This window comes from Streptomyces sp. NPDC046379, assembly GCF_055587785.1.
This window is the reverse complement of sequence record NZ_JBVJFP010000003.1, coordinates 282,058-306,062: the sequence shown is the minus strand read 5'-3', so window position 1 is coordinate 306,062 and position 24,005 is coordinate 282,058. Positions and strand designations below refer to the sequence as shown.

General features: G+C 72.8%; 23 protein-coding genes. 15 read left to right on the top strand and 8 right to left on the bottom strand.

Annotated elements, in window-relative coordinates:
* Positions 1-242 precede the first annotated feature (242 nt).
* Positions 243-2,015: an acetyl/propionyl/methylcrotonyl-CoA carboxylase subunit alpha gene (locus tag ACZ6KF_RS08285; RefSeq protein ID WP_356637230.1), complete on the top strand. Its 1,773-nt coding sequence runs from the start codon at positions 243-245 to the stop codon at positions 2,013-2,015.
* A gap of 57 nt (positions 2,016-2,072) precedes the next feature.
* Here the strand turns inward: ACZ6KF_RS08285 and ACZ6KF_RS08280 are convergent, their stop codons facing one another.
* Together ACZ6KF_RS08280 and ACZ6KF_RS08275 are read right to left on the bottom strand one after the other, a co-directional pair.
* Positions 2,073-3,035 (bottom strand): DeoR/GlpR family DNA-binding transcription regulator, encoded by a 963-nt coding sequence (locus ACZ6KF_RS08280; protein ID WP_356637232.1) that lies wholly within the window; start codon positions 3,033-3,035, stop codon positions 2,073-2,075.
* Between the two features lie 111 nt (positions 3,036-3,146).
* Positions 3,147-4,595: an NAD(P)H-quinone dehydrogenase gene (locus ACZ6KF_RS08275; protein ID WP_356637234.1), complete on the bottom strand. Its 1,449-nt coding sequence runs from the start codon at positions 4,593-4,595 to the stop codon at positions 3,147-3,149.
* Positions 4,596-4,658: 63 nt separating this feature from the next.
* Here ACZ6KF_RS08275 and ACZ6KF_RS08270 point away from each other — a divergent pair, with 63 nt between their 5' ends.
* The 3 genes from ACZ6KF_RS08270 to ACZ6KF_RS08260 all read left to right on the top strand — a co-directional run bounded on the left by ACZ6KF_RS08270 (position 4,659) and on the right by ACZ6KF_RS08260 (position 8,017).
* Positions 4,659-5,096 carry a gamma-glutamylcyclotransferase family protein gene (locus ACZ6KF_RS08270; protein ID WP_356637236.1) on the top strand — a complete coding sequence of 146 codons (438 nt, stop codon included), beginning with the start codon at positions 4,659-4,661 and terminating at the stop codon, positions 5,094-5,096.
* A gap of 80 nt (positions 5,097-5,176) precedes the next feature.
* Entirely contained in the window at positions 5,177-6,001 is an 825-nt protein-coding gene (locus ACZ6KF_RS08265; RefSeq protein ID WP_356637238.1) for a purine-nucleoside phosphorylase, read from the top strand.
* A gap of 384 nt (positions 6,002-6,385) precedes the next feature.
* Positions 6,386-8,017 (top strand): phospho-sugar mutase, encoded by a 1,632-nt coding sequence (locus tag ACZ6KF_RS08260; protein ID WP_356636166.1) that lies wholly within the window; start codon positions 6,386-6,388, stop codon positions 8,015-8,017.
* Positions 8,018-8,285: 268 nt separating this feature from the next.
* Here ACZ6KF_RS08260 and ACZ6KF_RS08255 read toward each other — a convergent pair whose 3' ends face one another.
* The gene (locus tag ACZ6KF_RS08255) at positions 8,286-8,966 is read right to left on the bottom strand and encodes a PH domain-containing protein (RefSeq protein WP_356636164.1); all 681 of its coding nucleotides are present in this window, start codon (positions 8,964-8,966) and stop codon (positions 8,286-8,288) included.
* Positions 8,967-9,059: 93 nt separating this feature from the next.
* Between ACZ6KF_RS08255 and deoC the strand changes: the two genes are divergently transcribed.
* Genes deoC through ACZ6KF_RS08240 form a run of 3 tightly spaced genes read left to right on the top strand, consistent with a single transcriptional unit; the run spans position 9,060 to position 12,374 of the window.
* The gene (deoC, locus tag ACZ6KF_RS08250; RefSeq protein ID WP_469157464.1) at positions 9,060-10,025 is read left to right on the top strand and encodes a deoxyribose-phosphate aldolase; all 966 of its coding nucleotides are present in this window, start codon (positions 9,060-9,062) and stop codon (positions 10,023-10,025) included.
* 5 nt (positions 10,026-10,030) lie between these two features.
* The gene (locus ACZ6KF_RS08245; RefSeq protein ID WP_356636160.1) at positions 10,031-11,494 is read left to right on the top strand and encodes an aldehyde dehydrogenase family protein; all 1,464 of its coding nucleotides are present in this window, start codon (positions 10,031-10,033) and stop codon (positions 11,492-11,494) included.
* Positions 11,487-12,374, top strand: a complete 888-nt coding sequence (locus ACZ6KF_RS08240) for an aldehyde dehydrogenase family protein (protein ID WP_356636158.1) — start codon at positions 11,487-11,489, stop codon at positions 12,372-12,374. The genes ACZ6KF_RS08245 and ACZ6KF_RS08240 overlap by 8 nt, the downstream gene beginning before the upstream one ends.
* Positions 12,375-12,451: 77 nt before the next feature.
* Here the strand turns inward: ACZ6KF_RS08240 and ACZ6KF_RS08235 are convergent, their stop codons facing one another.
* Complete coding sequence (locus tag ACZ6KF_RS08235; protein WP_469157465.1) at positions 12,452-12,847, bottom strand: hypothetical protein; 396 nt, start codon at positions 12,845-12,847, stop codon at positions 12,452-12,454.
* A 70-nt stretch (positions 12,848-12,917) separates the two neighbouring features.
* Between ACZ6KF_RS08235 and ACZ6KF_RS08230 the strand changes: the two genes are divergently transcribed.
* Complete coding sequence (locus ACZ6KF_RS08230) at positions 12,918-13,640, top strand: uridine kinase family protein (protein ID WP_356636154.1); 723 nt, start codon at positions 12,918-12,920, stop codon at positions 13,638-13,640.
* A 350-nt stretch (positions 13,641-13,990) separates the two neighbouring features.
* Here ACZ6KF_RS08230 and ACZ6KF_RS08225 read toward each other — a convergent pair whose 3' ends face one another.
* Positions 13,991-14,734: a SigE family RNA polymerase sigma factor gene (locus tag ACZ6KF_RS08225; RefSeq protein ID WP_356636152.1), complete on the bottom strand. Its 744-nt coding sequence runs from the start codon at positions 14,732-14,734 to the stop codon at positions 13,991-13,993.
* Positions 14,735-14,981: 247 nt separating this feature from the next.
* On the opposite strand from ACZ6KF_RS08225, the gene afsQ1 reads away from it, so the two are divergent.
* From afsQ1 to ACZ6KF_RS08200, 5 genes are all read left to right on the top strand, one after another.
* The gene (gene afsQ1, locus ACZ6KF_RS08220; RefSeq protein WP_356636150.1) at positions 14,982-15,659 is read left to right on the top strand and encodes a two-component system response regulator AfsQ1; all 678 of its coding nucleotides are present in this window, start codon (positions 14,982-14,984) and stop codon (positions 15,657-15,659) included.
* Positions 15,656-17,239: an ATP-binding protein gene (locus ACZ6KF_RS08215; RefSeq protein ID WP_356636148.1), complete on the top strand. Its 1,584-nt coding sequence runs from the start codon at positions 15,656-15,658 to the stop codon at positions 17,237-17,239. Before afsQ1 ends, ACZ6KF_RS08215 begins: the two co-directional genes overlap by 4 nt.
* Positions 17,236-17,838 carry a hypothetical protein gene (locus ACZ6KF_RS08210; protein WP_469237760.1) on the top strand — a complete coding sequence of 201 codons (603 nt, stop codon included), beginning with the start codon at positions 17,236-17,238 and terminating at the stop codon, positions 17,836-17,838. Before ACZ6KF_RS08215 ends, ACZ6KF_RS08210 begins: the two co-directional genes overlap by 4 nt.
* Positions 17,839-17,950: 112 nt before the next feature.
* Entirely contained in the window at positions 17,951-18,532 is a 582-nt protein-coding gene (locus tag ACZ6KF_RS08205) for a VanZ family protein (RefSeq protein ID WP_356636144.1), read from the top strand.
* A gap of 69 nt (positions 18,533-18,601) precedes the next feature.
* On the top strand, positions 18,602-18,802 hold the full coding sequence (locus tag ACZ6KF_RS08200) for a PspC domain-containing protein (protein ID WP_356636142.1): 201 nt from the start codon (positions 18,602-18,604) through the stop codon (positions 18,800-18,802).
* 157 nt (positions 18,803-18,959) lie between these two features.
* On the opposite strand, the gene ACZ6KF_RS08195 is transcribed toward ACZ6KF_RS08200, so the two are convergent.
* Together ACZ6KF_RS08195 and ACZ6KF_RS08190 are read right to left on the bottom strand one after the other, a co-directional pair.
* On the bottom strand, positions 18,960-19,328 hold the full coding sequence (locus ACZ6KF_RS08195) for an ATP-binding protein (RefSeq protein WP_356636140.1): 369 nt from the start codon (positions 19,326-19,328) through the stop codon (positions 18,960-18,962).
* 176 nt (positions 19,329-19,504) lie between these two features.
* Positions 19,505-20,662, bottom strand: a complete 1,158-nt coding sequence (locus ACZ6KF_RS08190) for an adenosine deaminase (protein ID WP_469176137.1) — start codon at positions 20,660-20,662, stop codon at positions 19,505-19,507.
* A gap of 113 nt (positions 20,663-20,775) precedes the next feature.
* Between ACZ6KF_RS08190 and ACZ6KF_RS08185 the strand changes: the two genes are divergently transcribed.
* Entirely contained in the window at positions 20,776-21,537 is a 762-nt protein-coding gene (locus ACZ6KF_RS08185) for an alpha/beta hydrolase (RefSeq protein ID WP_356636136.1), read from the top strand.
* An 84-nt stretch (positions 21,538-21,621) separates the two neighbouring features.
* Here ACZ6KF_RS08185 and ACZ6KF_RS08180 read toward each other — a convergent pair whose 3' ends face one another.
* The gene (locus ACZ6KF_RS08180; RefSeq protein ID WP_469237758.1) at positions 21,622-22,575 is read right to left on the bottom strand and encodes a LysR family transcriptional regulator; all 954 of its coding nucleotides are present in this window, start codon (positions 22,573-22,575) and stop codon (positions 21,622-21,624) included.
* Between the two features lie 63 nt (positions 22,576-22,638).
* Between ACZ6KF_RS08180 and ACZ6KF_RS08175 the strand changes: the two genes are divergently transcribed.
* Entirely contained in the window at positions 22,639-23,985 is a 1,347-nt protein-coding gene (locus ACZ6KF_RS08175) for an MFS transporter (RefSeq protein ID WP_469237756.1), read from the top strand.
* Positions 23,986-24,005: the final 20 nt, after the last annotated feature.

Below are 24,005 nucleotides of genomic sequence, written 5' to 3'. Positions count from 1 at the left end.
ATTCGTAGGGATTCCACAAAGAAACGGAGTGGGGCGCAGCACGTGCTTACAGAGACCTTGACCACATCGGAGGGCTAGGGTTTGCCGGAAGGGTCCTGCGTACCGAGGTACGACAAGGGCTTTCGCGGGTCGAGCGAGCCTCGAATCACGCTCCGTGTGGGCAAGCTCACCATTGGGGACGGGTCGAAGTGCCGTGTCGGCAGTCCCTAAACTCGGCTTGTTTCAAGGAGGGAGCCTCAATCGTGCGCAAGGTGCTCATCGCCAACCGTGGCGAAATCGCTGTCCGCGTGGCCCGGGCCTGCCGGGATGCCGGCATCGCGAGCGTGGCCGTCTATGCCGACCCGGACCGGGACGCTCTGCATGTCCGCGCCGCGGATGAGGCGTTCGCCCTGGGCGGTGACACCCCGGCCACCAGCTACCTGGACATCGAGAAGGTCCTGCACGCGGCGCGCGAGTCGGGCGCGGACGCCGTCCACCCCGGCTACGGCTTCCTGTCGGAGAACGCCGAGTTCGCCCAGGCCGTCCTGGACGCCGGGCTGATCTGGATCGGCCCGCCGCCGCAGGCGATCCGCGACCTCGGCGACAAGGTGGCCGCCCGCCACATCGCCCAGCGCGCCGGCGCCCCCCTCGTGGCCGGCACCCCGGACCCGGTCTCGGGCGCCGACGAGGTCGTGGCGTTCGCCAAGGAGAACGGCCTGCCGATCGCGATCAAGGCGGCGTTCGGCGGCGGCGGTCGCGGCCTGAAGGTCGCCCGCACCCTCGAAGAGGTCCCGGAGCTGTACGACTCCGCCGTCCGTGAGGCCGTCGCCGCGTTCGGCCGCGGCGAGTGCTTCGTCGAGCGCTACCTCGACAAGCCCCGCCACGTCGAGACCCAGTGCCTGGCCGACCGGTACGGCAATGTGGTCGTCGTCTCGACCCGCGACTGCTCCCTCCAGCGCCGCCACCAGAAGCTGGTGGAGGAGGCCCCGGCGCCCTTCCTCTCCGACGAGCAGGTCGCCGAGCTGTACCGCGCCTCCAAGGCCATCCTCAAGGAGGCCGGCTACGTCGGCGCGGGCACGGTGGAGTTCCTCGTCGGCGTCGACGGCACGATCTCGTTCCTGGAGGTCAACACCCGGCTCCAGGTGGAGCACCCGGTGACCGAGGAGGTCTCCGGCATCGACCTGGTGCGCGAGATGTTCCGCATCGCCGACGGCGAGGAGCTGGGTTACGACGACCCGCCGCTGCGGGGTCACTCGTTCGAGTTCCGTATCAACGGCGAGGACCCGGGCCGGGGCTTCCTCCCGGCGCCCGGCACGGTCACCACGTTCGCCCCGCCGTCCGGCCCCGGCGTCCGCCTGGACGCGGGTGTGGAGTCCGGCAGCGTGATCGGCCCGGCGTGGGACTCCCTGCTGGCCAAGCTGATCGTGACCGGCCGCACCCGCAAGGAGGCCCTCCAGCGCGCCGCCCGCGCCCTGGAGGAGTTCCAGGTCGAGGGCATGGCCACGGCCATCCCCTTCCACCGCGCGGTCGTCAGGGACCCGGCGTTCGCCCCCGAGCTCACCGGGAGCGAGGACCCCTTCACGGTCCACACGCGCTGGATCGAGACCGAGTTCGTCAACGACATCAAGCCCTTCGCCGCCCCGGCGGGCCCCGAGGCGGACGAGGAGACCGGCCGCGAGACGGTCGTCGTGGAGGTGGGCGGCAAGCGCCTGGAGGTCTCCCTGCCGTCCTCGCTCGGCATGTCGCTGGCCCGCACCGGTCTCGCCGCGGGCGCCAAGCCGAAGCGCCGGGCCGCGAAGAAGTCGGGCCCCGTGGCCTCCGGCGACACCCTCGCCTCCCCGATGCAGGGCACGATCGTGAAGATCGCCGTGGAGGAGGGCCAGGAGGTCAAGGAGGGCGACCTGGTCGTCGTCCTGGAGGCCATGAAGATGGAGCAGCCGCTCAACGCGCACAAGTCGGGCACGGTCAAGGGCCTGAGCGCGGAGGTCGGCGCGTCCATCACGTCGGGCGCCGCGATCTGCGAGATCAAGGACTGATCAGGCACACCCGAAGCGCCCGGCGGACCGGTTCCGCCGGGCGCTTCGCCGTTCGTGTCACCGGCGCCGCAGGTCGGCCACCCGCGCCGCCCGTTCGGCCCCGGCGGCCTGGTCGCCCAGGGGCCGCAGCGTGGCCCCGGGCAGCCGGCCGCGGCGCGGGCCCGGAAGGGGCACGTCCCCGCGTTGCCGGCGCGCCGGGGCGTCAGGGTTTCCCGGGCCACCTCCGCTGCCCTGGGCGCCGGTGCCGGCGACGGTGATCTGGACGCCCTGGTCCGCCAGCGCCTGCAGCTCGGTGGCCGCCCGGTCGTCGTGGGCGGGCGGCTCGTCCGTCACCAGCCGGGCGATCAGGTCCGTCGGGACCGTCTGGAACATGGTGTCCGTGCCCAGCTTGGTGTGGTCGGCGAGGACGACCACCTCCGCGGCGGCCTGCACCAGGGCGCGGTCGACGGACGCGGAGAGCATGTTGGACGTGGACAGCCCGCGCTCGGCGGTGAGCCCGCTCCCGGACAGGAAGGCCCGGGAGACCCGCAGCCCCTGGAGCGACTGCTCGGCGCCGGAGCCGACCAGGGCGTAGTTGGAGCCCCGCAGCGTCCCGCCGGTCATCACGACCTCGACGCGGTTGGCGTGGGCCAGCGCCTGGGCCACCAGCAGCGAGTTGGTGACGACGGTCAGGCCTGGGACGCGGGCGAGCCGGCGGGCCAGCTCCTGGGTCGTCGTACCGGCTCCGACGACGATGGCCTCGCCCTCTTCGACGAGGCCGGCGGCGAGGTCGGCGATGGCCGTCTTCTCCGCGGTCGCGAGGTGCGACTTCTGCGGGAAGCCGGACTCGCGGGTGAACCCGCCCGGCAGTACGGCACCGCCGTGCCGGCGGTCGAGGAGTCCTTCTGCCTCCAGCGCGCGCACGTCCCGCCGTACGGTCACTTCGGAGGTCTGGACGACGCGGGCCAGCTCACGGAGCGACACGGCCCCGTTCGCTCGCACCATTTCGAGGATCAACTGGCGACGTTCTGCAGCGAACACGAAACTGACAGTAACCCCAACGACCGTCTGCTTTCAGCAGTTTGCGCCGAATAGCAGAAGATGTTCGCAGCCGACACCCGGAAGTGGTATAAGCCCCAAACCGCCCGCTCGTCAGCTCTCGCTCTCCGTCTTGCGGGTGTGCAACTGGCGCGCGACCTCGGCGATCGACCCCGACAGCGAGGGGTACACGGTGAAGGCGTTGGCGATCTGTTCGACCGTCAGGTTGTTGTCGACGGCGATCGAGATGGGATGGATCAGCTCGGAGGCGCGCGGCGCGACGACGACGCCGCCCACCACGATCCCGGTGCCGGGCCGGCAGAAGATCTTGACGAACCCGTCCCGGATGCCCTGCATCTTGGCGCGGGGGTTGCGCAGCAGCGGCAGCTTGACGGCCCGGGCGTCGATCTTCCCGCAGTCGACGTCGGCCTGGGTGTACCCGACGGTGGCGATCTCGGGGTCGGTGAAGACGTTCGAGGAGACGGTCTTCAGGTTCAGCGGAGTGACCGCGTCGCCGAGGAAGTGGTAGACGGCGATGCGCCCCTGCATGGCGGCCACGGAGGCGAGCGCGAACACGCCCGTGACGTCGCCGGCGGCGTAGACCCCGGGAGCGGTCGTCCGCGACACCTTGTCGGTCCAGATGTGCCCCGACTCCCGCAGCTTCACCCCGGCCTCCTCCAGGCCCATCCCCTCCGTGTTGGGGATGGCGCCGACGGCCATCAGGCAGTGGGAGCCGCTGATGACGCGCCCGTCGGCGAGGGTGACCTCGACCCGGTCGCCGACGCGCTTGGCGGACTGGGCCCGCGAGCGCGCCATGACGTTCATGCCGCGCCGCCGGAAGACGTCCTCCAGCACGGCGGCGGCGTCCGGGTCCTCGCCGGGCAGCACCCGGTCGCGGGAGGAGACCAGGGTGACCTTCGAGCCCAGCGCCTGATAGGCGCCGGCGAACTCGGCGCCGGTCACACCGGAGCCCACGACGATGAGTTCCTCGGGCAGCTCGTCGAGATCGTAGACCTGGGTCCAGTTGAGGATGCGCTCCCCGTCGGGCCGGGCGTCGGGCAGCTCACGAGGGTGCCCGCCCGTCGCGATCAGCACGGCGTCGGCGACGAGGGTCTCCTCGCTCCCGTCGACGGCCTCCACCACGACCTTGCGGGACCCGTCGAGGGCCTGCATGCCATCCAGCCGCCCCCGCCCCCGCAGCACACGGGCGCCGGCCCGCGTCACGGACGCGGTGATGTCGTGGGACTGGGCCAGCGCGAGCCGCTTCACCCGTCGGTTGACCTTGCCGAGGTCGACGCCGATGATCCGGGCGCTCATCTCCTCGGGCGGGGTGTCGTCCGCGACGATGATCCCCAGCTCCTCGTACGAGGAGTCGAAGGTGGTCATCACCTCGGCCGTAGCGATAAGGGTCTTCGACGGCACGCAGTCGGTGAGCACCGACGCCCCGCCCAGACCGTCGCGATCGACGACGGTCACCTCCGCGCCGAGCTGAGCCGCCACCAGGGCCGCTTCGTATCCGCCGGGTCCGCCACCGATGATCACGATCCGAGTCACGTACTCCATTGTCCCGCACGCCCGCACCGGCCACCGCCCCGGGGCCCACTCCGGCTGCCGTACCCTCACCCCATGTCGCTCTACGCCGCGTACGCCGCCCACCTCGACGCGCGGCTGATGTCCCGCCGCGCCCCGCACTCGCCGCTGCGCGCCACCGGCTGGCTGACCGGCTGGCGCCTGACGTTCGGCGGGGAGCAGATGGGCTGGGACGGCTCGCTGGCGACGGTGGTCGAGTCACCCGGTGACCAGGTGTTCGTGGCGCTGTACGACATCGCCCCGATGGACGAGGAGTCACTCGACCGCTGGGTGGGCTCCGACCTGGACATATACCGCAGGATCCAGCTGCGCGTGCACACGCTGGCCGGCGAGGAGCGGGCCTGGGCGCACGTCCTGAACGGCTACGAGGGCGGCCTCCCTTCCGCCCGCTACCTGGGCGAACTCGCGGACGCGGCGGAGTCGGCGGGAGCCCCGCACGACTACGTGATGGAGCTGCGCAAGCGCCCCTGCTGAGGAAACGACCGCACAACGATCATTCGCGCGTGAGCTCCATCATCTACGCGCGTAGGCCCGAACCGGCTACCCTCGTGCGCGTGAACGCATCTCTTCTTCCGGACGACATCCAGGGCGACCCCCATGCCGCCGCCGACGCCGCCGCCGCACGCCTGCGCGAACTGACCGGCGCCGAGTCCCACGACGTCGCCCTCGTGATGGGCTCCGGCTGGGCCCCGGCCGTGGACGCGCTGGGCGCGCCCGACGTCGAGTTCCAGGTCACCGAGCTGCCGGGCTTCCCGCCGCCGGCCGTGGAGGGCCACGGCGGCAAGATCCGCTCGTACCGCGTCGGCGACAAGCGGGCCCTGGTCTTCCTGGGCCGCACGCACTACTACGAGGGCCGCGGGGTGGCGGCGGTGGCCCACGGAGTCCGCACGGCCGTGGCGGCGGGCGTCAAGACGGTCGTGCTCACCAACGGCTGCGGTGGCCTGCGCGAGGGCATGCGCCCCGGCCAGCCGGTCCTGATCAGCGACCACATCAACCTGACGGCGACCTCCCCCATCGTGGGCGCGAACTTCGTCGACCTCACCGACCTCTACAGCCCTCGGCTCAGGGCCCTGTGCAAGGAGATCGACCCGACCCTGGAGGAGGGCGTCTACGCCCAGTTCCCGGGCCCGCACTACGAGACTCCCGCCGAGATCCGCATGGCCCGGGTGATCGGCGCGGACCTGGTGGGCATGTCGACGGTGCTGGAGGCGATCGCGGCGCGTGAGGCGGGCGCGGAGATCCTCGGCATCTCCCTGGTGACCAACCTGGCGGCGGGCATGACCGGCGAGCCCTTGAACCACGAGGAGGTCCTCCAGGCGGGCCGCGACTCGGCGGCACGCATGGGCGAACTGCTGACGCGGGTGCTGGACCGCTTGTAGAGCGCCGTAGTCCCTCCTGGGGCCGACGCCCAACCGCTGTGGCCACGACGGCGGGTGGGCCGCGTACGGCGGGAAGGGGACGGGCCGGGGGTGTCCGCCCGCAGCGGTTGGCGCGTCAACACGGGTACCTCTTGCAACAGACCGATTCCGCGCCGTTCCGAGGACGGACACCCCCGGCCCGGCCCCGACGAGGCACTCGGCGACAGCGCCACCGCAACCGAGAACCCACCCCGACAGGCCGCCGCAGGCAGGAACCCGCAACCGGGAACCCACCCCGACAGACCACCGCAGCCAGGAACCGCAACCGAGAACCCACCGCAGCCAGGAACCGCAACCCACCCACCACCCACAACCCCCCACCCACCCGAGAGGCTGGACCAAGACGTGCAAGAAGACCTCACCGCACGGGCCCAGGCATGGCTGGCCGAGGACCCCGACCCGGAGACCCGCGAGGAACTGACCCGTCTCATCGAGACGGACGACGAACCGGAGCTGGCGTCCCGCTTCAGCGGCACCCTCCAGTTCGGCACGGCCGGCCTGCGCGGCGAACTGGGCGCGGGCCCGATGCGCATGAACCGCGCCGTGGTGATCCGCGCGGCGGCGGGCCTGGCGTCGTACCTGAAGAAGCACGGCGCCGCCGACGGCCTGGTCGTGATCGGCTACGACGCCCGCCACAAGTCGGCGCAGTTCGCGAGGGACACGGCGTCGGTGATGACGGGCGCGGGCCTGCGGGCGGCGGTCCTGCCCCGCCCGCTCCCGACCCCGGTGCTGGCGTTCGCGATAAGGCACCTGGGCGCGGTGGCGGGCGTGGAGGTGACGGCGAGTCACAACCCGCCGAGGGACAACGGCTACAAGGTCTACCTGGGCGACGGCTCCCAGATCGTCCCCCCGGCGGACACGGAGATCGCGGCAGAGATCGAAGGAACGACAACCCTCACCACGGTCCCCCGCCCCGAGACGGGCTGGGAGACCCTGGACGACACGGTCCTCCAGGCCTACCTGGAGCGCACGGACGCGGTCCTGTCCCCCGGCTCCCCCCGCACCGCGCGCACGGTCTACACGGCGATGCACGGCGTCGGCAGGGACGTCCTCCTCGCGGCGTTCGCCCGCGCCGGCTTCCCGCCCCCCGACCTGGTGGCCGAGCAGGCGGACCCGGATCCGGACTTCCCGACGGTGGCGTTCCCCAACCCGGAGGAGCCGGGCGCGATGGACCTGGCGTTCGCCAGGGCGCGGGAGACGGACCCGGACCTGGTCATCGCCAACGACCCGGACGCGGACCGCTGCGCGGTCGCGGTGAGGGACGGCGGCGACTGGCGCATGCTGCGCGGCGACGAGGTGGGCGCGCTGCTGGCCGCCCACCTGGTGGCGCGGGGCGTGACGGGCACGTTCGCGGAGTCGATCGTCTCCTCCTCCCTCCTCGGCCGTATCGCGGAGAAGGCGCACCTCCGCCACGAGGAGACCCTGACCGGCTTCAAGTGGATCGCGAGGGTGGAGAACCTCCGCTACGGCTACGAGGAGGCCCTCGGCTACTGCGTGGACCCGGAGGGCGTCCGCGACAAGGACGGCATCACGGCGGCGCTCCTGATCACGGAACTGGCGTCGGTCCTCAAGTCGCAGAACCGCACGCTCCTGGACCTGCTGGACGACCTGGCGCTGGAGCACGGCCTGCACGCGACGGACCAGCTGTCGGTCCGGGTGGAGGACCTGTCGGTCATCGCCACGGCGATGCGCACCCTCCGCGAGCACCCGCCGACCCGGCTGGCGGGCCTGCCCGTCACCCTCGCCGAGGACCTGACGCGGGGGGCGGGGACACTGCCGCCCACGGACGGCCTGCGCTACACGCTGGACGGCGCGAGGGTGATCGTCCGCCCGAGCGGCACGGAGCCGAAGCTGAAGTGCTACCTGGAGGCAGTGGTCCCGGTCCCGTCGAGGGAGGCGCTCCCGGAGGCCCGGAAGAGGGCGACCCAGCTGCTGACGGCACTCAAGCAGGACCTGTCGGCGGCAGCGGGCCTCTGACGCCACCCGCGTCCCGCCTCGCAACAGCGGCCCTCACCCGCACCCCGGCCCGAAGCAGCCGGCCACCCTCGCCCCATCCCCCTGGCGCCGGCCCCCACCCGGCGCCAGGCCCCTCCAGCACCCGAGGGCGCGGGGACCCGCGCACGGCGGAGCGACGCCGGGGCTCGGCACCCCCGGCGAGCCATCACGCCCTCCAGGGGCGCGGGGAACCGCGCACGACGGAGCACCACCGGAACTCGACGACCCCGGCGCCCCCAGCCGCCACCGGTCACCCCATCAACAGCACAACCGCCAGCATCACAGCCCCCACCCCCGCCGGCACCAGCACCTCATAGGCCCACCGCACCCTGACCTCGCCCTGCGCGGTCGCCGCCTTCTCCCGCGCCTCCAGCGTCTGACGAAGGTCATGGATGATCTGGTCGCTCTCCGACCGGACGGGCCCATCGGCCTCCGGCCCGACCGCTCCGACGCCCCCGCCGAACACGTCGAAGCCGCCCCGCCGCCGCCCCGCGTCACCGGCCAGGCGCCGCTCCTCCCGCCGAGCCGCCCGCTTGCGCGCCCGCAGCGACACCGGAATGGCCCACAGCTGGTACTTCACGCCCGCCTTGTCGACGACCTCGTTGGAGTAACCGGACCGCACCGAGACCACCTCGCCCCACGGCAGCAGGATCACCCGGAAGGGATTGCGCACCTTCAGCCGGTCCTCCCCGGCGAACACCGCGGGCCGCAGGGTGAAGGCGACCACCAGCGGCACCCCGAGCAGCAGCACCGCGACCGACAGCAGCGGCGTCCGCCCCTCCCCCCGCACGATCGCGTCGACGCCCAGCCAGCCGCCGAGGCCGAGCAGCAGGGCGCCGCCGACGAGACCCATGGGCGACCGGTAGATCCGGTCCCGGGTCGTGGGGGCCGGGGGCCGCTGCGCTGGGGAATTGTGGTCGGGGCTCGTCATGCCCCCGATTCTGCCCGACGCCCCCGCCCGCGGAGCGGAGCGCCCCCGGTCCGAGGGCTGTACAGCCGCTACGCGCGTAGATATGCTCGTCTGGTGACCATGCCCACTCATACACCCTCCGCGCACCCCCTCGCGGACGTGGCGGCCAACGAGAGCACGCTGCGCCGCTTCCTCCACGGGCTGCCCGGCGTCGACGCGGTCGGCCTGGAGGCGCGCGCCGCCTCGCTCGGCACCCGTTCCATCAAGACCACCGCGAAGGCGTACGCCATCGACCTCGCCATCTCGATGGTCGACCTGACGACGCTGGAAGGCGCGGACACCCCGGGCAAGGTCCGGGCGCTCGGCGCCAAGGCGGTCCGCCCCGACCCGACGGACCGTACGACGCCCGCGACGGCGGCCGTCTGCGTCTACCCCGACATGGTGCCGTACGCGAAGGAGGCCGTCGCCGGCTCCGACGTCAAGGTCGCCTCCGTCGCCACCGCCTTCCCGGCCGGCCGCGCCCCGCTCGCCGTGAAGCTGGCGGACGTCCGCGAGGCCGTCGCCGCCGGCGCCGACGAGATCGACATGGTCATCGACCGCGGCGCCTTCCTCGCGGGCCGGTACCTGAAGGTGTACGACGAGATCGCCGCCGTGAAGGAGGCCTGCGGCGACTTCGCCCGCTTGAAGGTCATCTTCGAGACGGGCGAGCTGTCGACGTACGACAACATCCGCCGGGCGAGCTGGCTCGGCATGCTCGCCGGGGCGGACTTCATCAAGACGTCCACCGGCAAGGTCGCCGTCAACGCGACCCCGGCGAACACCCTGCTCATGCTGGAGGCGGTGCGCGACTTCCGCGCCCAGACCGGCGTCCAGGTCGGTGTGAAGCCGGCCGGCGGCATCCGGACCACCAAGGACGCGATCAAGTTCCTGGTCCTGGTCAACGAGACGGCGGGCGAGGACTGGCTGGACAACCACTGGTTCCGGTTCGGCGCGTCCAGCCTGCTCAACGACCTGCTGATGCAGCGCCAGAAGCTGGCCACCGGCCGCTACTCCGGCCCCGACTACGTGACGGTGGACTGATCACCATGGCATCCGCATTCGAGTACGCACCCGCCCCGGAGTCCCGCGCGGTCGTCGACATCGCGCCCTCGTACGGGCTGTTCATCGACGGCGAGTTCGTCGAGGCCGCCGACGGCAAGGTCTTCAAGACGGTCTCCCCGGCCACCGAGGAGGTGCTCTCCGAGGTCGCCCAGGCGGGCGCCGAGGACGTGGACCGCGCGGTGAAGGCCGCCCGCAAGGCGTTCGAGAAGTGGTCGGCGCTGCCCGGCTCCGAGCGCGCCAAGTACCTCTTCCGCATCGCCCGGATCATCCAGGAGCGCAGCCGCGAGCTGGCCGTCCTGGAGACCCTGGACAACGGCAAGCCGATCCGGGAGACCCGCGACACCGACCTGCCGCTGGTCGCCGCGCACTTCTTCTACTACGCGGGCTGGGCGGACAAGCTGGAGCACGCAGGGTTCGGCCGGGGGACGACGCATGGGCACAGCGGCGCGGCCCCGCGCCCCCTCGGCGTCGCCGGCCAGGTCATCCCCTGGAACTTCCCGCTGCTGATGCTGGCCTGGAAGATCGCCCCGGCCCTGGCGACCGGCAACACGGTCGTCCTCAAGCCCGCCGAGACGACCCCGCTGTCCGCCCTGTTCTTCGCGGACGTCTGCCGCCAGGCGGGCCTGCCCCGGGGCGTCGTCAACATCCTTCCCGGCTACGGCGACGCGGGCGCCGCGCTGGTCGCCCACCCGGACGTGAACAAGGTCGCCTTCACCGGCTCCACCGCGGTCGGCAAGGAGATCGCGCGGACGGTCGCGGGCACCCGCAAGAAGCTCACCCTGGAGCTGGGCGGCAAGGGCGCCAACATCGTCTTCGACGACGCCCCGATCGACCAGGCCGTCGAGGGCATCGTCAACGGCATCTTCTTCAACCAGGGCCAGGTCTGCTGCGCGGGCTCCCGCCTCCTCGTCCAGGAGTCGGTCCAGGACGAACTGCTGCACTCCCTCAAGCGCCGGCTGTCCACCCTGCGCCTGGGCGACCCGCTGGACAAGAACACGGACATCGGCGCGATCAACTCCGCCGAGCAGCTCTCGCGGATCACGTCACTGGTGGAGCGCGGCGAGGCGGAGGGCGCCGAGCGCTGGTCGCCCGCCTGCGAACTGCCGGAGAACGGCTACTGGTTCGCCCCGACGCTGTTCACGGGCGTCACCCAGGCGCACACGATCGCCCGTGACGAGATCTTCGGCCCGGTCCTGTCGGTCCTCACCTTCCGCACGCCGGACGAGGCCGTGGCCAAGGCCAACAACACCCCGTACGGCCTGTCGGCGGGCATCTGGACGGAGAAGGGCTCGCGCATCCTCGCGGTCGCGAACAAGCTCCGCGCCGGCGTCGTCTGGTCCAACACGTTCAACAAGTTCGACCCGACCTCGCCGTTCGGCGGCTACAAGGAGTCGGGCTTCGGCCGCGAGGGCGGCCGCCACGGCCTGGAGGCGTACCTCGATGTCTGACCGTTTGAGCGTCTTCAAGACCTACAAGCTGTACGTCGGCGGGAAGTTCCCGCGTTCCGAGAGCGGCCGGGTGTACGAGGTGACCGACGCAAAGGGCAAGTGGCTGGCGAACGCGCCCCTCTCCTCCCGCAAGGACGCCCGTGACGCGGTGGTCGCCGCCCGCAAGGCGTTCGGCGGCTGGTCCGGGGCGACGGCGTACAACCGCGGCCAGGTCCTCTACCGCGTCGCGGAGATGCTGGAGGGCCGCCGGGGGCAGTTCGTGCACGAGGTCGCCGACGCGGAGGGCCTGTCGAAGTCGAAGGCCGCCGAGCAGGTGGAGGCGGCCGTCGACCGCTGGGTCTGGTACGCGGGCTGGACCGACAAGATCGCCCAGGTGGTCGGCGGCGGCAACCCGGTCGCGGGTCCGTTCTTCAACCTCTCCTCGCCGGAGCCGACGGGCGTGGTCGCCGTCCTGGCCCCGCAGGAGTCGTCGTTCCTCGGCCTGGTCTCGGTGCTGGCCCCGGTGATCGCGACCGGCAACACGGCGGTCGTGGTGGCGAGCGAGCGGGCCCCGCTCCCGGCGCTGTCCCTCGGCGAGGTTCTCGCCACCTCCGACGTCCCCGGCGGGGTCGTCAACGTCCTGTCCGGGCGTACGGCGGAGATCGCGGCGCCGCTCGCCGCCCACCAGGACGTCAACGCCATCGACCTCGCGGGCGCCGACGAGACGCTGGCGAAGGAACTGGAGATCGCCGCGGCGGACAACCTCAAGCGCGTTCTGCGTCCACAGCCTGTGGACGACTGGGCGGCGACCCCGGGCACCGACCGCATGACGGCGTTCCTGGAGACCAAGACCGTCTGGCACCCGACGGGCTCCCTGGGCGCGTCCGGCTCCGCCTACTGACGGCCGGGTCCACCGGGCGCCGCACCCCGCGGGCCGCGCTTCCCCTCCGTCCGGGGGAGCCGCGGCCCGCGCCGCCGTCACCCCCGGCCCGGCGTCAGCAGCCGCGCCGCCTCCCCCACCACGGGAATCGCCCCCACCGACGGAGCCTGCGCCACCGGCCGGGTCACGTCCTGGGACGACACCGGCCGGAAGTCGGCGACCTGGGTGCCGACGCCGTTGTCCAGCGGGTCCACGCCCGTGCCGGCCAGCGGGTTGGGCTTGAGGCCGACCACCGGGGCGACTGCGTGGCCGAGCGGGCCGGTCTGGGGCTCCGGCCCGCTCTGGGCGTCGAGGTCGCCCAGGGGCGCGGGCGGGGCGTCGGGCGAGGCCGCCGAGGCCGTCGTCGCGCCCGCCCCCAGGGCCACGCCGACGGTCGCGAGGACGACCAGGGCGCGCTGGACGATCGGCTTCTTGGAGAACGGGGTTCGGGCCATCTCTGCCACCTTCTGCTGTGCTTGTCGTACTGCGCCGGGTAACCGGTCAGACACGAAGGGTAATTGAGGTGTGACTCCCGCATCAAAGCCGACCCGCAGGGTCGTTCGAGGGCCGTTCCATGCCGCACACTGGTGTCCCGTGAGTTCCCAACCACCGATGACCGCCCGCGTCGTGCTGCTGTGCGGTCCGTCCGGCTCCGGCAAGTCCCTCCTGTCGGCCCGCTCCGGCCTCCCGGTCCTGCGGCTCGACGACTTCTACAAGGAGGGCGACGACCCGACGCTGCCCCTGGTGGAGGGGAGCCCGGACATCGACTGGGACCACCCCGGTTCGTGGGACGCGGACGAGGCCGTCGCCGCGATCGAACGACTGTGCCGAACGGGTCGTACTCCCGTTCCCGTCTACGACCTCTCCCGCAGCGCCCGCACCGGCGAGGACACCGTCGACATCGGCCGCACCCCGCTGTTCATCGCGGAGGGCATCTTCGCCGCCGAGATCGTCGCCCGCTGCCGGGAACTGGGCGTGCTGGCCGACGCGCTGTGCCTGAGCCGGGGGCCGGTGCGCACCTTCCGCCGCCGCTTCGTGCGGGACCTGCGCGAGGGCCGCAAGTCGGTGCCGTTCCTGCTGCGCCGCGGCTGGCGCCTGATGCGGGCCGAGCGCTCGATCGTCGCCCACCAGACCGCGCTGGGCGCGTACGCCTGCGACCGGGACGAGGCGATGGGCCGGCTGGCCGCCGCCGCGGCGGGCCGCCGCGCGAGCGCGCGCACGCCCGTCCGGTCGCCGGTCCAGTCGTAGCCGGGCAGGCGCGCACGCGACCCGCCCAGGTTCGATCCGGGTGGGTGGTCCGCGCACGTGGGTTCCGCACACATGGTCCGCACACGAAAGCGGGACCGGAAGGACCCCCCGGCCCTCCAGCCCCGCTTCGCGGTGCTCCCCCCGTTTTCCCCCGTACCCCCGTGTTCCCCCGTTGGGTATCGGGTCCCCCGTATCCCCCGTTCTCCCCCGTGGTCCCGTCCCCCGTGCTTCCCCCGGGACCCCTTGCGTCAGGCACCCCCGAAGAGGTTCCTGTCATGCAGACCCCCGGCCCCGGCCCGTGATACACCCCGGGCCGAAGAAATTTCCGGGAGTCCGCCCCCCACCGACCTTCAGGCGACCAGTTCGCCGAAGGCGTGCTGCTCGTCACGGCCGAAGCTGAGGACCTCGTCCTCGCGCAGCCGGCGGAGCGACCGCCAGATGCTGGACTTCACCGTGCCGACACTGATGTCGAGGATGTCCGCGATCTCCGGGTCGGTGCGGCCCTCGTAGTAGCGCAGGACCAGCATCGTGCGCTGGAGTTCGGGCAGCCGGGCCAGCGCCTGCCACAGGACCGCGCGCAGCTCGGTGCCGCGCATCGCGTCCGTGTCGCCGGCCGTCTCCGGCAGCTCCTCGGTCGGGTACTCGTTGAGCTTGCGCCGCCGCCAGGCGCTGATGTGCAGGTTCGTCATGGTGCGGCGGAGGTATCCGCCGACCGCGGCCTTGTCGCTGATCCGGTCCCAGGCCCGGTACGTCGAGAACAGCGCGCTCTGCAGCAGGTCCTCGGCCTCGAAGCGGTCGCCGGTGAGGTGGTAGGCGGTGGCGTACAGGGAGGCGCGGCGCTCCCGGACGTAGGCGGTGAACTCCGCCTCCGTCAGGGAGCGCCGCTCCCCCTGGTCCTCCCCGTACGCGGCTCCCCCGTGAGCCTCCCCCGCCAGACCGTCAACCACCGTCATGTAGACGGTGTGCTGACGCCCGGTGCCGCGAGCGCACCCCCGCCCGCTCACTGCACCGGACTTCTCCGATCCCCGCTGCGTGTGCACGTCGTGCAGACGCGTGACCACTGCGCTGGTGCTGTTGCCGTGCAGCGTGTTCATCTCGCGCCCCCCGTCGTGGACTTGCCGGTGTCCGGCCTGCTTGTCGTTCCTTGCCCGGGCCCTGCTTCCCGGCCCGTGCACAGAACTCTGCCGCCGCCACTTCATGGCCGTGTCCGCCGACTGTCACAGACCTGTCACAGCGGCCGGGCGCCGGGAAGAGCCGCCGGTTCGTCACGGAGGAGAGCGGCACGGCTACGCAGTCGCCCGAGTGTCGAAACGCGACCCCGCCATGGGCCAGAATGAGCCCGTGCCTTCCCTGTTGCTGATCGAGGACGACGACGCCATCCGCACGGCCCTGGAGCTCTCACTGACGCGCCAGGGACACCGCGTGGCGACCGCTGCCAGCGGAGAGGACGGTCTGCAGTTGCTGCGCGAGCAGCGGCCGGATCTGATCGTGCTGGATGTGATGCTGCCCGGCATCGACGGTTTCGAGGTGTGCCGCCGCATCCGGCGCACCGACCAGCTGCCGATCATCCTGCTGACCGCGCGCAGCGACGACATCGACGTCGTGGTCGGCCTGGAGTCCGGGGCGGACGACTACGTCGTCAAACCGGTGCAGGGCCGGGTGCTGGACGCCCGGATCCGGGCCGTGCTGCGGCGCGGCGAGCGGGAGGCGAACGACGCCGCGACCTTCGGCGGCCTGGTCATCGACCGGGCCGCGATGACGGTGACGAAGAACGGCGAGGACCTCCAGCTGACCCCGACCGAGCTGCGGCTGCTGCTGGAGCTGAGCCGGCGGCCCGGTCAGGCGCTGTCCCGGCAGCAGTTGCTGCGGCTGGTGTGGGAGCACGACTACCTCGGCGACTCGCGGCTGGTGGACGCCTGTGTGCAGCGGCTGCGCGCCAAGGTCGAGGACGTTCCGTCGTCCCCGACACTGATCCGCACCGTGCGGGGCGTGGGCTACCGGCTGGATCCGCCTCAGTGACGAACGGGCAAGGGGGACTCCGCGGCTGGGCCGCGGCGCGCAAGGGGTTCTGGTCACGGCTGCGCTTCACCAGCCTGCGGCTGCGTCTGGTCGTCGTGTTCGGCCTGGTGGCGCTGACCGCCGCGGTCTCCGCGTCGGGGATCGCGTACTGGCTCAACCGCGAGGCCGTGCTGACCCGCACCCAGGACGCGGTGCTGCGCGACTTCGAGCAGGAGATGCAGAACCGCGCCGGCACGCTGCCCGAGCATCCGGGGCAGGACGAACTCCAGCGCACGGCGAGCCAGATGGCCGACAGCGGCGGGCGCTTCAGCGTGCTGCTCGTTGCCAGGGACGCCGACGGCAGGACGGTGTACGGCAGTTCGGGCGGGCTCGGCGGCTTCGCGCTGACGGACGTGCCCGAGTCGCTGCGCAGGGCGGTGAACAGGGAGCAGTCGCTCACCAAGGGCAACTCCTCGCCGTACCACCTGTACTGGCAGCGCAAGGTCGACGACGGGACCCCCTATCTGGTGGCGGGGACGCGGGTGATCGGAGGCGGGCCGACCGGTTACATGCTCAAGTCGCTGGAGCCGGAGGCCAAGGACCTCAACTCGCTGGCCTGGTCGCTGGGGATCGCCACCGCGCTCGCGCTGATCGGCTCGGCGCTGCTCGCGCAGGCCGCCGCGACGACCGTGCTCAAGCCCGTGCACCGGCTGGGGATAGCGGCGCGGCGGCTCGGGGAGGGACGGCTGGACACCCGGCTGAGGGTGTCGGGCACCGACGAACTGGCCGATCTGTCACGGACGTTCAACCGTGCCGCGGAGGCGCTGGAGAAGCGGGTGGCGGACATGGCCGCGCGCGAGGACGCCTCGCGCCGGTTCGTCGCGGACATGAGCCACGAACTGCGCACGCCGCTCACCGCCATCACCGCCGTCACCGAGGTGCTGGAGGAGGAGCTGGACTCCGAGGCGGGCGGCATCGACCCGATGATCGAGCCCGCGGTACGGCTGGTGGTGAGCGAGACCCGGCGGCTGAACGACCTGGTCGAGAACCTGATGGAGGTCACCCGCTTCGACGCGGGCACCGCCCGGCTGGTGCTGGACGACGTCGACGTGGTCGACCAGATCACCGCCTGCATCGACGCGCGCGCCTGGCTGGACGCCGTGGACCTCGACGCCGAGCGCGGCATCCACGCCCGGCTGGACCCGCGCCGGCTCGACGTGATCATGGCCAACCTGATCGGCAACGCGCTCAAGCACGGCGGTTCCCCGGTGCGGGTGTCGGTGCGGGAGGAGGGGCAGGAGGTCGTCATCGCGGTGCGCGACCACGGTCCGGGCATCCCGGAGGACGTCCTGCCGCACGTGTTCGACCGGTTCTACAAGGCGAGCGCCTCCCGGCCGCGCTCCGAGGGCAGCGGGCTCGGCCTGTCCATCGCCCTGGAGAACGCGCACATCCACGGCGGCGCCATCACGGCCGCCAACTCCCCCGAGGGCGGGGCGGTGTTCACGCTGCGGCTGCCGCAGGACGGCTCGGACCTCGCGCGGGCGGACTCCGACGGCGCCGCGGACGAGGGGGAGAACGGCGAGCGGGGGGACGCCCGATGAACGTACGCCGTCTGTTCGCGCTGCCGCTGCTGGCCGGGGTGCTGACCGGCTGCGGGATCCGGCCGACCGAGGTGCCGACGGACTTCGGGCCGGCGCCCTCGCGGGTGCACTGCTCCCTCACCGGGGCGGACGTCGCCACCCAGTCGTCGCGCGGGATGCCGGTGCAGGTGTTCCTGCTGTGCGGCGCGTCGCTGGTGACCGTCGACCGGGTGCTGCGCGTGCCCGAGGGCGAGGAGGACTCCGAGCGGCGGGTGCTGGTGGCGCAGGGGCTGCTGGACGAACTGGCGAGGACGCCCTCGGCCGCCGAGAAGCAGGCCGGGTACTCCACAGTGGTGCCCGGCGGCACGACGGTGACCGGGCCGCGTCCCCGGGACCCCGAGGACACCCTGCGGCTGAGCACCGCGCCGGGCGACCTCACCCCGTACGCCCTCGCGCAGGTCGTCTGCACCTTCTCCGACTCGGCCGCGGCCGAGGGCGACGGCTCGGTCATCCTGGGCGGTCCGGGCGACGCCCGGCCGAACCGCTACGAGTGCACGGACGCCGTCCGCTCCCGGCCGGGCAGCGCGGCGCCGCCGTCGTCGGAGGCCCGGGCCGGCTGAGGGGCCGCCGGGGCGGGTGTGACGGTCTGCCGGGGCGGGTGTGGCGCAGGACTCAGGAAGGCAGCGGGCCCGGTCCGGAACCGATCGTGCCGGGCGCCGCGTCTTGGGGGGCGTGCAGCGTGAAGGCTCCGTGGGCGGCAACACCGCGATCCGCATACGGGCGACGGGGGGTGTCCTCCTCGTCGCGCACCTCGCGTTCGTCGCCTGGCTCACGCTGCGTCCGCTGGATGTGCCGTGGGTCGTGCCCGCCAACCTCCGGCCCTTCGCCGGCATCCGAGCGGATCTGGCGCTGGGCTGGCCCGAGGCGGCCCGGCGCATCGGCGCGGGGCTCGCGCTGCTGGCGCCGCTCGGTGTGCTGCTCCCGCTGGCGGGCGGCAAGGTGGCCGTCTCGCCGCTCGGGTCGCTGGCCCGCACGGTCGCCGCGGGAGCGCTGCTCTCGTTGGGCATCGAACTGCTCCAGACGGATGTGCCCGGGCAGGTCCTGGACGTCGACTCGCTGCTGCTGAACACGGCGGGCGTGGCGCTCGCCCATCTCGCGCTGGTGCCGGCCGCGCGACGCCGGCTGCGTCGCCGGGCGGAGGCGCGACGGCCCGCGGAGCCCGAGCGGCAGGACACGGCTCAGGGTCGCACCCCGACGATTCCCAGGGTCGGGATCGCCCCTTGGAGTGATGCTTTGCCCCCTTCGTCTCCGTAACGTGGACGGTGACGAGGCAGCCACCCGGGCGCCTCGGACGGACGCCGTACAGGCACGAAGGAGCCGCACATGTCCCGCCTTGCCCGCCCCACGAACGGCCGGATGATCGGCGGAGTGTGCGCAGCGCTGGCAGGGCGCTTCGGCACCTCCGCGACCACGATGCGGGTGATCTTCCTGCTCTCCTGCCTGCTGCCGGGTCCGCAGGTACTGCTGTACATAGCCCTGTGGATCCTGCTGCCCTCGGAGGGGAAGACGCGCACGGCCTGGTGACCGTCGCACGGGGGATGTGCGGACCGTCGCCGCGGCGGATGCGCGCATCGTCCCGCGAGGCACGCGCGGGCCGTCGTGCCGCGCACGCGCCGATGGGGCGCACCCCTCGTGTCGGCGAGGGGTGCGCCCCATCGGTGTGAGGTGCGGGGTGCGGGCGTCAGAGGGTCATGCCGTTCACCGGCAGGCCCTGCGTGGGCAGACCCTGCACCGGCAGCCCGTTCGTGGGCAGGCCGCCGAGGAGACCGCCGGGCGCGCCGGCGGCCCCGCCGGCGAGCAGCCGCTCGGCGGCCGGCTCGGCGGCGTTCAGCCCGGTGGTGACCGCTCCCTCACCCTTGGCCAGCGCCCGGTCGGCGCCCTGCACCGGCTGGCTCAGGTTCTCGGTCGGCAGCTGGGACACGGCGCCGAGGGCCGGGCCGACGGGGACCGCGGGCAGGGCGGGAGTGGCGTGGGCGGCACCGGCACCGGCGGCGGCGAAGGCGGCGCCGAGAGCGGCGACGCCGAGGGTCTTGGCAGCAGACTGCTTCATGATGAATTGCGTCCTTGACTGACTCGAACGGTATGACGGGGAAAGCGGGACAGCGGGGATGGCGGGGACAATTCCATGAACGTAAACACGCGGACGCCCCCGCCGCAAACACCGAAATGCGGACGCCCTGTGAACACGCACCCCGCTCCCCGTTCCCGGTCAACCGGCGGTCACCGCTACGAGGACACAGAACCCCTGGTGGAGGCGGTCTGCTGGAACAGCCATTCGGATTTCAGCTCGGCATAACCGGGCTTGATGACATCGTTGATCATGGCCAGTCGTTCATCGAAAGGAATGAATGCTGACTTCATAGCATTGACGGAGAACCATTGCATGTCGTCGAGCGTGTAACCGAATGCCTCGACAAGGTGCTCGAATTCCCGGCTCATGCTGGTGCCGGACATCAGCCGGTTGTCGGTGTTGACCGTGGCCCGGAAGTGCAGCCGGCGCAGCAGCCCGATCGGGTGCTCGGCGTAGGAGCCGGCGGCGCCCGTCTGGAGGTTGGAGCTGGGGCACAGCTCCAGCGGGATGCGCTTGTCGCGGACGTAGCTCGCGAGCCGGCCGAGCCGCACGGTGCCGTCCTCGGCGACCTCGATGTCGTCGATGATGCGCACCCCGTGCCCGAGCCGGTCGGCGCCGCACCACTGGAGGGCCTGCCAGATGGACGGCAGCCCGAAGGCCTCGCCGGCGTGGATGGTGAAGTGGTTGTTCTCCCGCTTGAGGTACTCGAAGGCGTCGAGGTGCCGGGTGGGCGGGTAGCCGGCCTCGGCGCCCGCGATGTCGAAGCCGACGACACCGAGGTCCCGGTGGCGGTTGGCGAGTTCGGCGATCTCCAGGGCGCGGGCCGCGTGCCGCATGGCGGTCAGCAGCGCGCCGACGCGGATGCGGTGCCCGGCTTCACGGGCGTTGCGCTCGCCCTGCCGGAAGCCCTCGTTGACGGCTTCGACGACCTCCTCCAGGGTCAGCCCGCCCTCGAGGTGCTGCTCGGGGGCGTAGCGCACCTCGGCGTAGACGACGCCGTCCGCGGCGAGGTCCTCGGCGCACTCGGCGGCGACCCGGACGAGCGCCTCGCGGGTCTGCATGACGCCGACGGTGTGCGAGAAGGTTTCCAGGTACCGCTCCAGGGAGCCGGAGTCGGCGGCCTCGCGGAACCAGACGCCGAGCTTCTCCGGGTCGGTCTCGGGGAGGTGGGGGTAGCCCGCGGCGCGGGCGAGGTCGACGACCGTGGCGGGGCGCAGCCCGCCGTCGAGATGGTCGTGCAGCAGAACCTTGGGCGCCCGGCGGATCTGGTCCGGGCTCGGGGTGTTCCCCGTCCGCTCAGTCTGGCTCGTCATTTCCGCACTCTAACTCCTACGCGCGTAGATCGCCCGCTGTACGAAACGGCCGATACGTAACGGTGACCGTGCGGAAGGGTGGCGTACACCGGTGCTTCTGACACTGTTCTGTCATGGCACAGCAAGCGACGCCGGTCCGCACGGCCCGGCTGGGGAGGGCGCTCGGCCCGGAGCCGACGGCGGTCAGCGGGGTGGTGCTGCTGCTCCCGGCCGGCGACGAGGTCTCCGCCCGCAGGCCCTCCCCGCTGCTCGGGACGTCGCATGTACGGCAGTTGGGCCGCCGGTTGGTACGCGCGGCACGCGACGAGGGACTCGCGGCGCACCTCGTCCACTACCGCTACCGCGGCTGGAACGGCAGCGAGGCGCATCTGGCGCACGACGCCCGCTGGGCCGCCGACGAGGCGGTACGGCGCTACGGCGACGTGCCCGTGTGCCTCGCCGGCTACGACATGGGCGGCCGGGCGGCACTGCGCGCGGGCGGCCACGACGCCGTCAACTCCGTCCTGGCGCTCGCCCCTTGGCTGCCGGAGGACGACATGGCGGCGCCGCCCGAGCCGGTGAAGCAGCTCGCCGGGCGGCAGGTGCTGATCGTGCACGGCACCAACGACGAGCGCACGGACCCGGAGCTGTCGTTCCGGCTGGCGGCCCGCGCGAAGAAGGCGAACCGGAACGTGTGCCGGTTCGAAGTGCACTCGGACCGGCACGGGTTGCACCAGCACCGGGACGAAGTGCTGGCGCTGGCGGAGGACTTCGTGATGGGCGCGCTGTTCGGGCGGGCGTTCTCCCGGCCCGTGGAGGACGCGCTGGCCGCGCCGCCGCCGCTGGGGCTGCGGATGCCGCTCGCTTCCGGGTTCGGGAAGTCGCTGCGGCGGTAGCCCGTCCGCGGTGGGCCCATCCGGCGGCAGCCCGTCCGCGATGGGCCCGCCCAGCGGCACCCCGTCCGCGGCGGCCCGTCCGCCTCACGTCGCCAGCAGGGCGCCCTTCCTGGACAGCAGGAACCGTTTGAAGGCGGCCACCGGCGGCGTGTCCGGGTGGCCCGCCAGCCAGGCCACGCCGATCTCCCGGGCAGCCCTGGGGGCCGTGACCGTCAGCTCCACCACCCCCGGCCGGGGCACCGCCGGCGGCGGCAGCAGGGCCACGCCCAGGCCCGCGGCCACCAGGCCCCGCAGGGTCTCCGCCTCCTCGCCCTCGAAGGCGACCCGCGGCTTGAATCCGGCCTCCTTGCACAGGTCGTCGGTGATGCGGCGCAGCCCGTAGCCGGGCTCCAGGGTCACGAAGGCCTCGTCGGCGGCCTCGGCCAGGCGCACCCGGCGGCGGCCGGCCAGCCGGTGGTCGGCCGGCACGACCAGGCGCAGCTTCTGCTCGTCGAGGCGGCGGGCGACGAGGTCGGGCGCGTCCGGGACGGGCGAGGTCAGACAGAGGTCGAGGTCGCCCGCGCGCAGCCGCTCCAGCATCGCCTCGCCGTAGTTCTGGACCAGGCTGAAGCGGACCCGCGGATGGTCGGCGCGGAAGGCGTGGATCAGACCGGGCACGGTCTCGGCGCCCATGGTGTGCAGGAACCCGAAGGCGACCTTGCCGGTGGCCGGGTCGGCGTCGGCGCGCACCTCCTCGGCGGCCCGTTCGATCTCGGCGAGGGCGCGTTCGACGGAGACGAGGAACGTGCGCCCGGCGGTGGTGAGGGCGACGGTCCGGCCGCGGCGGGCGAACAGGTCGACGCCGAGGTCCTGTTCGAGGCGGACCATCGCACGGGACAGCGTCGACTGCGGGACGTTCATCTCCTGCGCGGCGCGGGTGACGTGCTCGGTGCGGGCGACGCCGGCGAAGTGGGCCAGACGCGGGGCGAGCAGCCGGACGATGTCTTCTGTGTCACTGGACGGTGACAGGCTCGCCCGTGACCTCTGCTGATGCACCATGGGAATGATTATGCCGATTCCGTGCATTGGACGGATCAGGCGTGACGTCCGTAGCTTCGAGGCATGTCTCCCGCCAGTACCGGGGCGTCCACCGTGGTGGGCGCCTTTTCCTTCCGTTCCCCTGCCGACGCCACCCGTCCCACGGCGGATCCCTGCCGTGCCACGGCCGCTCCCGCGGGTCCCGCGGCCGGCTCCCCCGCGTCCCGCGCCGATTCCCGGATGGCCCCGGGCGGCCCCGGTTACCGCCGGATGAGCCTCGCCCTCTTCCTCGCGGGCCTGGCCACCTTCGCCCTGCTGTACTCCACCCAGGCGCTGCTGCCGCTGATCTCCGCCGACCTGGCCGTGACGGCGGGCGCGGCGAGCTGGACGGTGGCGGCGGCGACCGGAGGGCTGGCGCTGTTCGTGCTCCCGATGAGCGCGCTCTCGGAACGGTTCGGCCGGCGCACGGTCATGACCTGGTCCCTGGCGGTCGCGGTGGCCGTGGCACTGGTGGTGCCGTTCGCGCCGTCGCTGACGGCGTTGGTGGCCCTGCGGGCGGTGCAGGGGGCGGCGCTGGCGGGGCTGCCCGCGTCGGCGACGGCGTACCTGGCGGAGGAGGTCCGGCCGAAGGTGCTGGTCACCGCGATCGGCCTGTTCGTCGCGGGCAACAGCGTGGGCGGGATGAGCGGCCGGGTCGTCACCGGCTGGGTGGCGCAGGAGTTCGGCTGGCGGGTCGCCCTCGGGGTGCTGGGCGTGATCGCCGTGGGCTGCGCGGTCGCGTTCCGGCTGCTGCTGCCGGCCCCCCGGCACTTCGTGCGCGGCTCGCTGCGGCCCCGGGTGGTGATCGGCACGGTCCGCGACCACCTGGCCAACCCGCTGCTGCGCCGGCTGTTCGCGATCGGCGCGCTGTTCATGACCGTCTTCGGCGGCGTGTACACGGTGATCGGCTACCGGCTGACGCAGGAGCCGTTCGGGCTGCCGCAGGGCGTGGCCGGCTCGGTCTTCCTGGTCTACCTGGTCGGCACGGTGTCCGCGTCGACGGCCGGGCGGCTGGTGGGCCGGCTGGGCCGCCGGGGCTCGCTGTACCTGGCCGGAGGCACGACGACGGTGGGGCTGCTGCTGTCGCTGGGCGACTCGTTGGCGTCGGTGCTGCTGGGGCTGGTGCTCATCACGGCGGGGTTCTTCGCGGGGCACGCGGTGGCCTCCTCGGCGGTCGGCGGAACGGCGTCGCACGGGCGCGCGCAGGCCTCCGCGCTCTACCAGTCGGCGTACTACGTCGGGTCCAGCGCGGGCAGCACGGTCGGCGCGATGGCGTTCCACGCGGGCGGCTGGGCCGGGACGGTGGGCGTCGGGCTGCTGGCGGTCGCCGGGGTCGTGGGCATCACGGTCCTGGGGTCGCGGGCGGCGCGACGGGCGGCGCGCCCGGCCTGACTCACCCGTGGGCATCATCA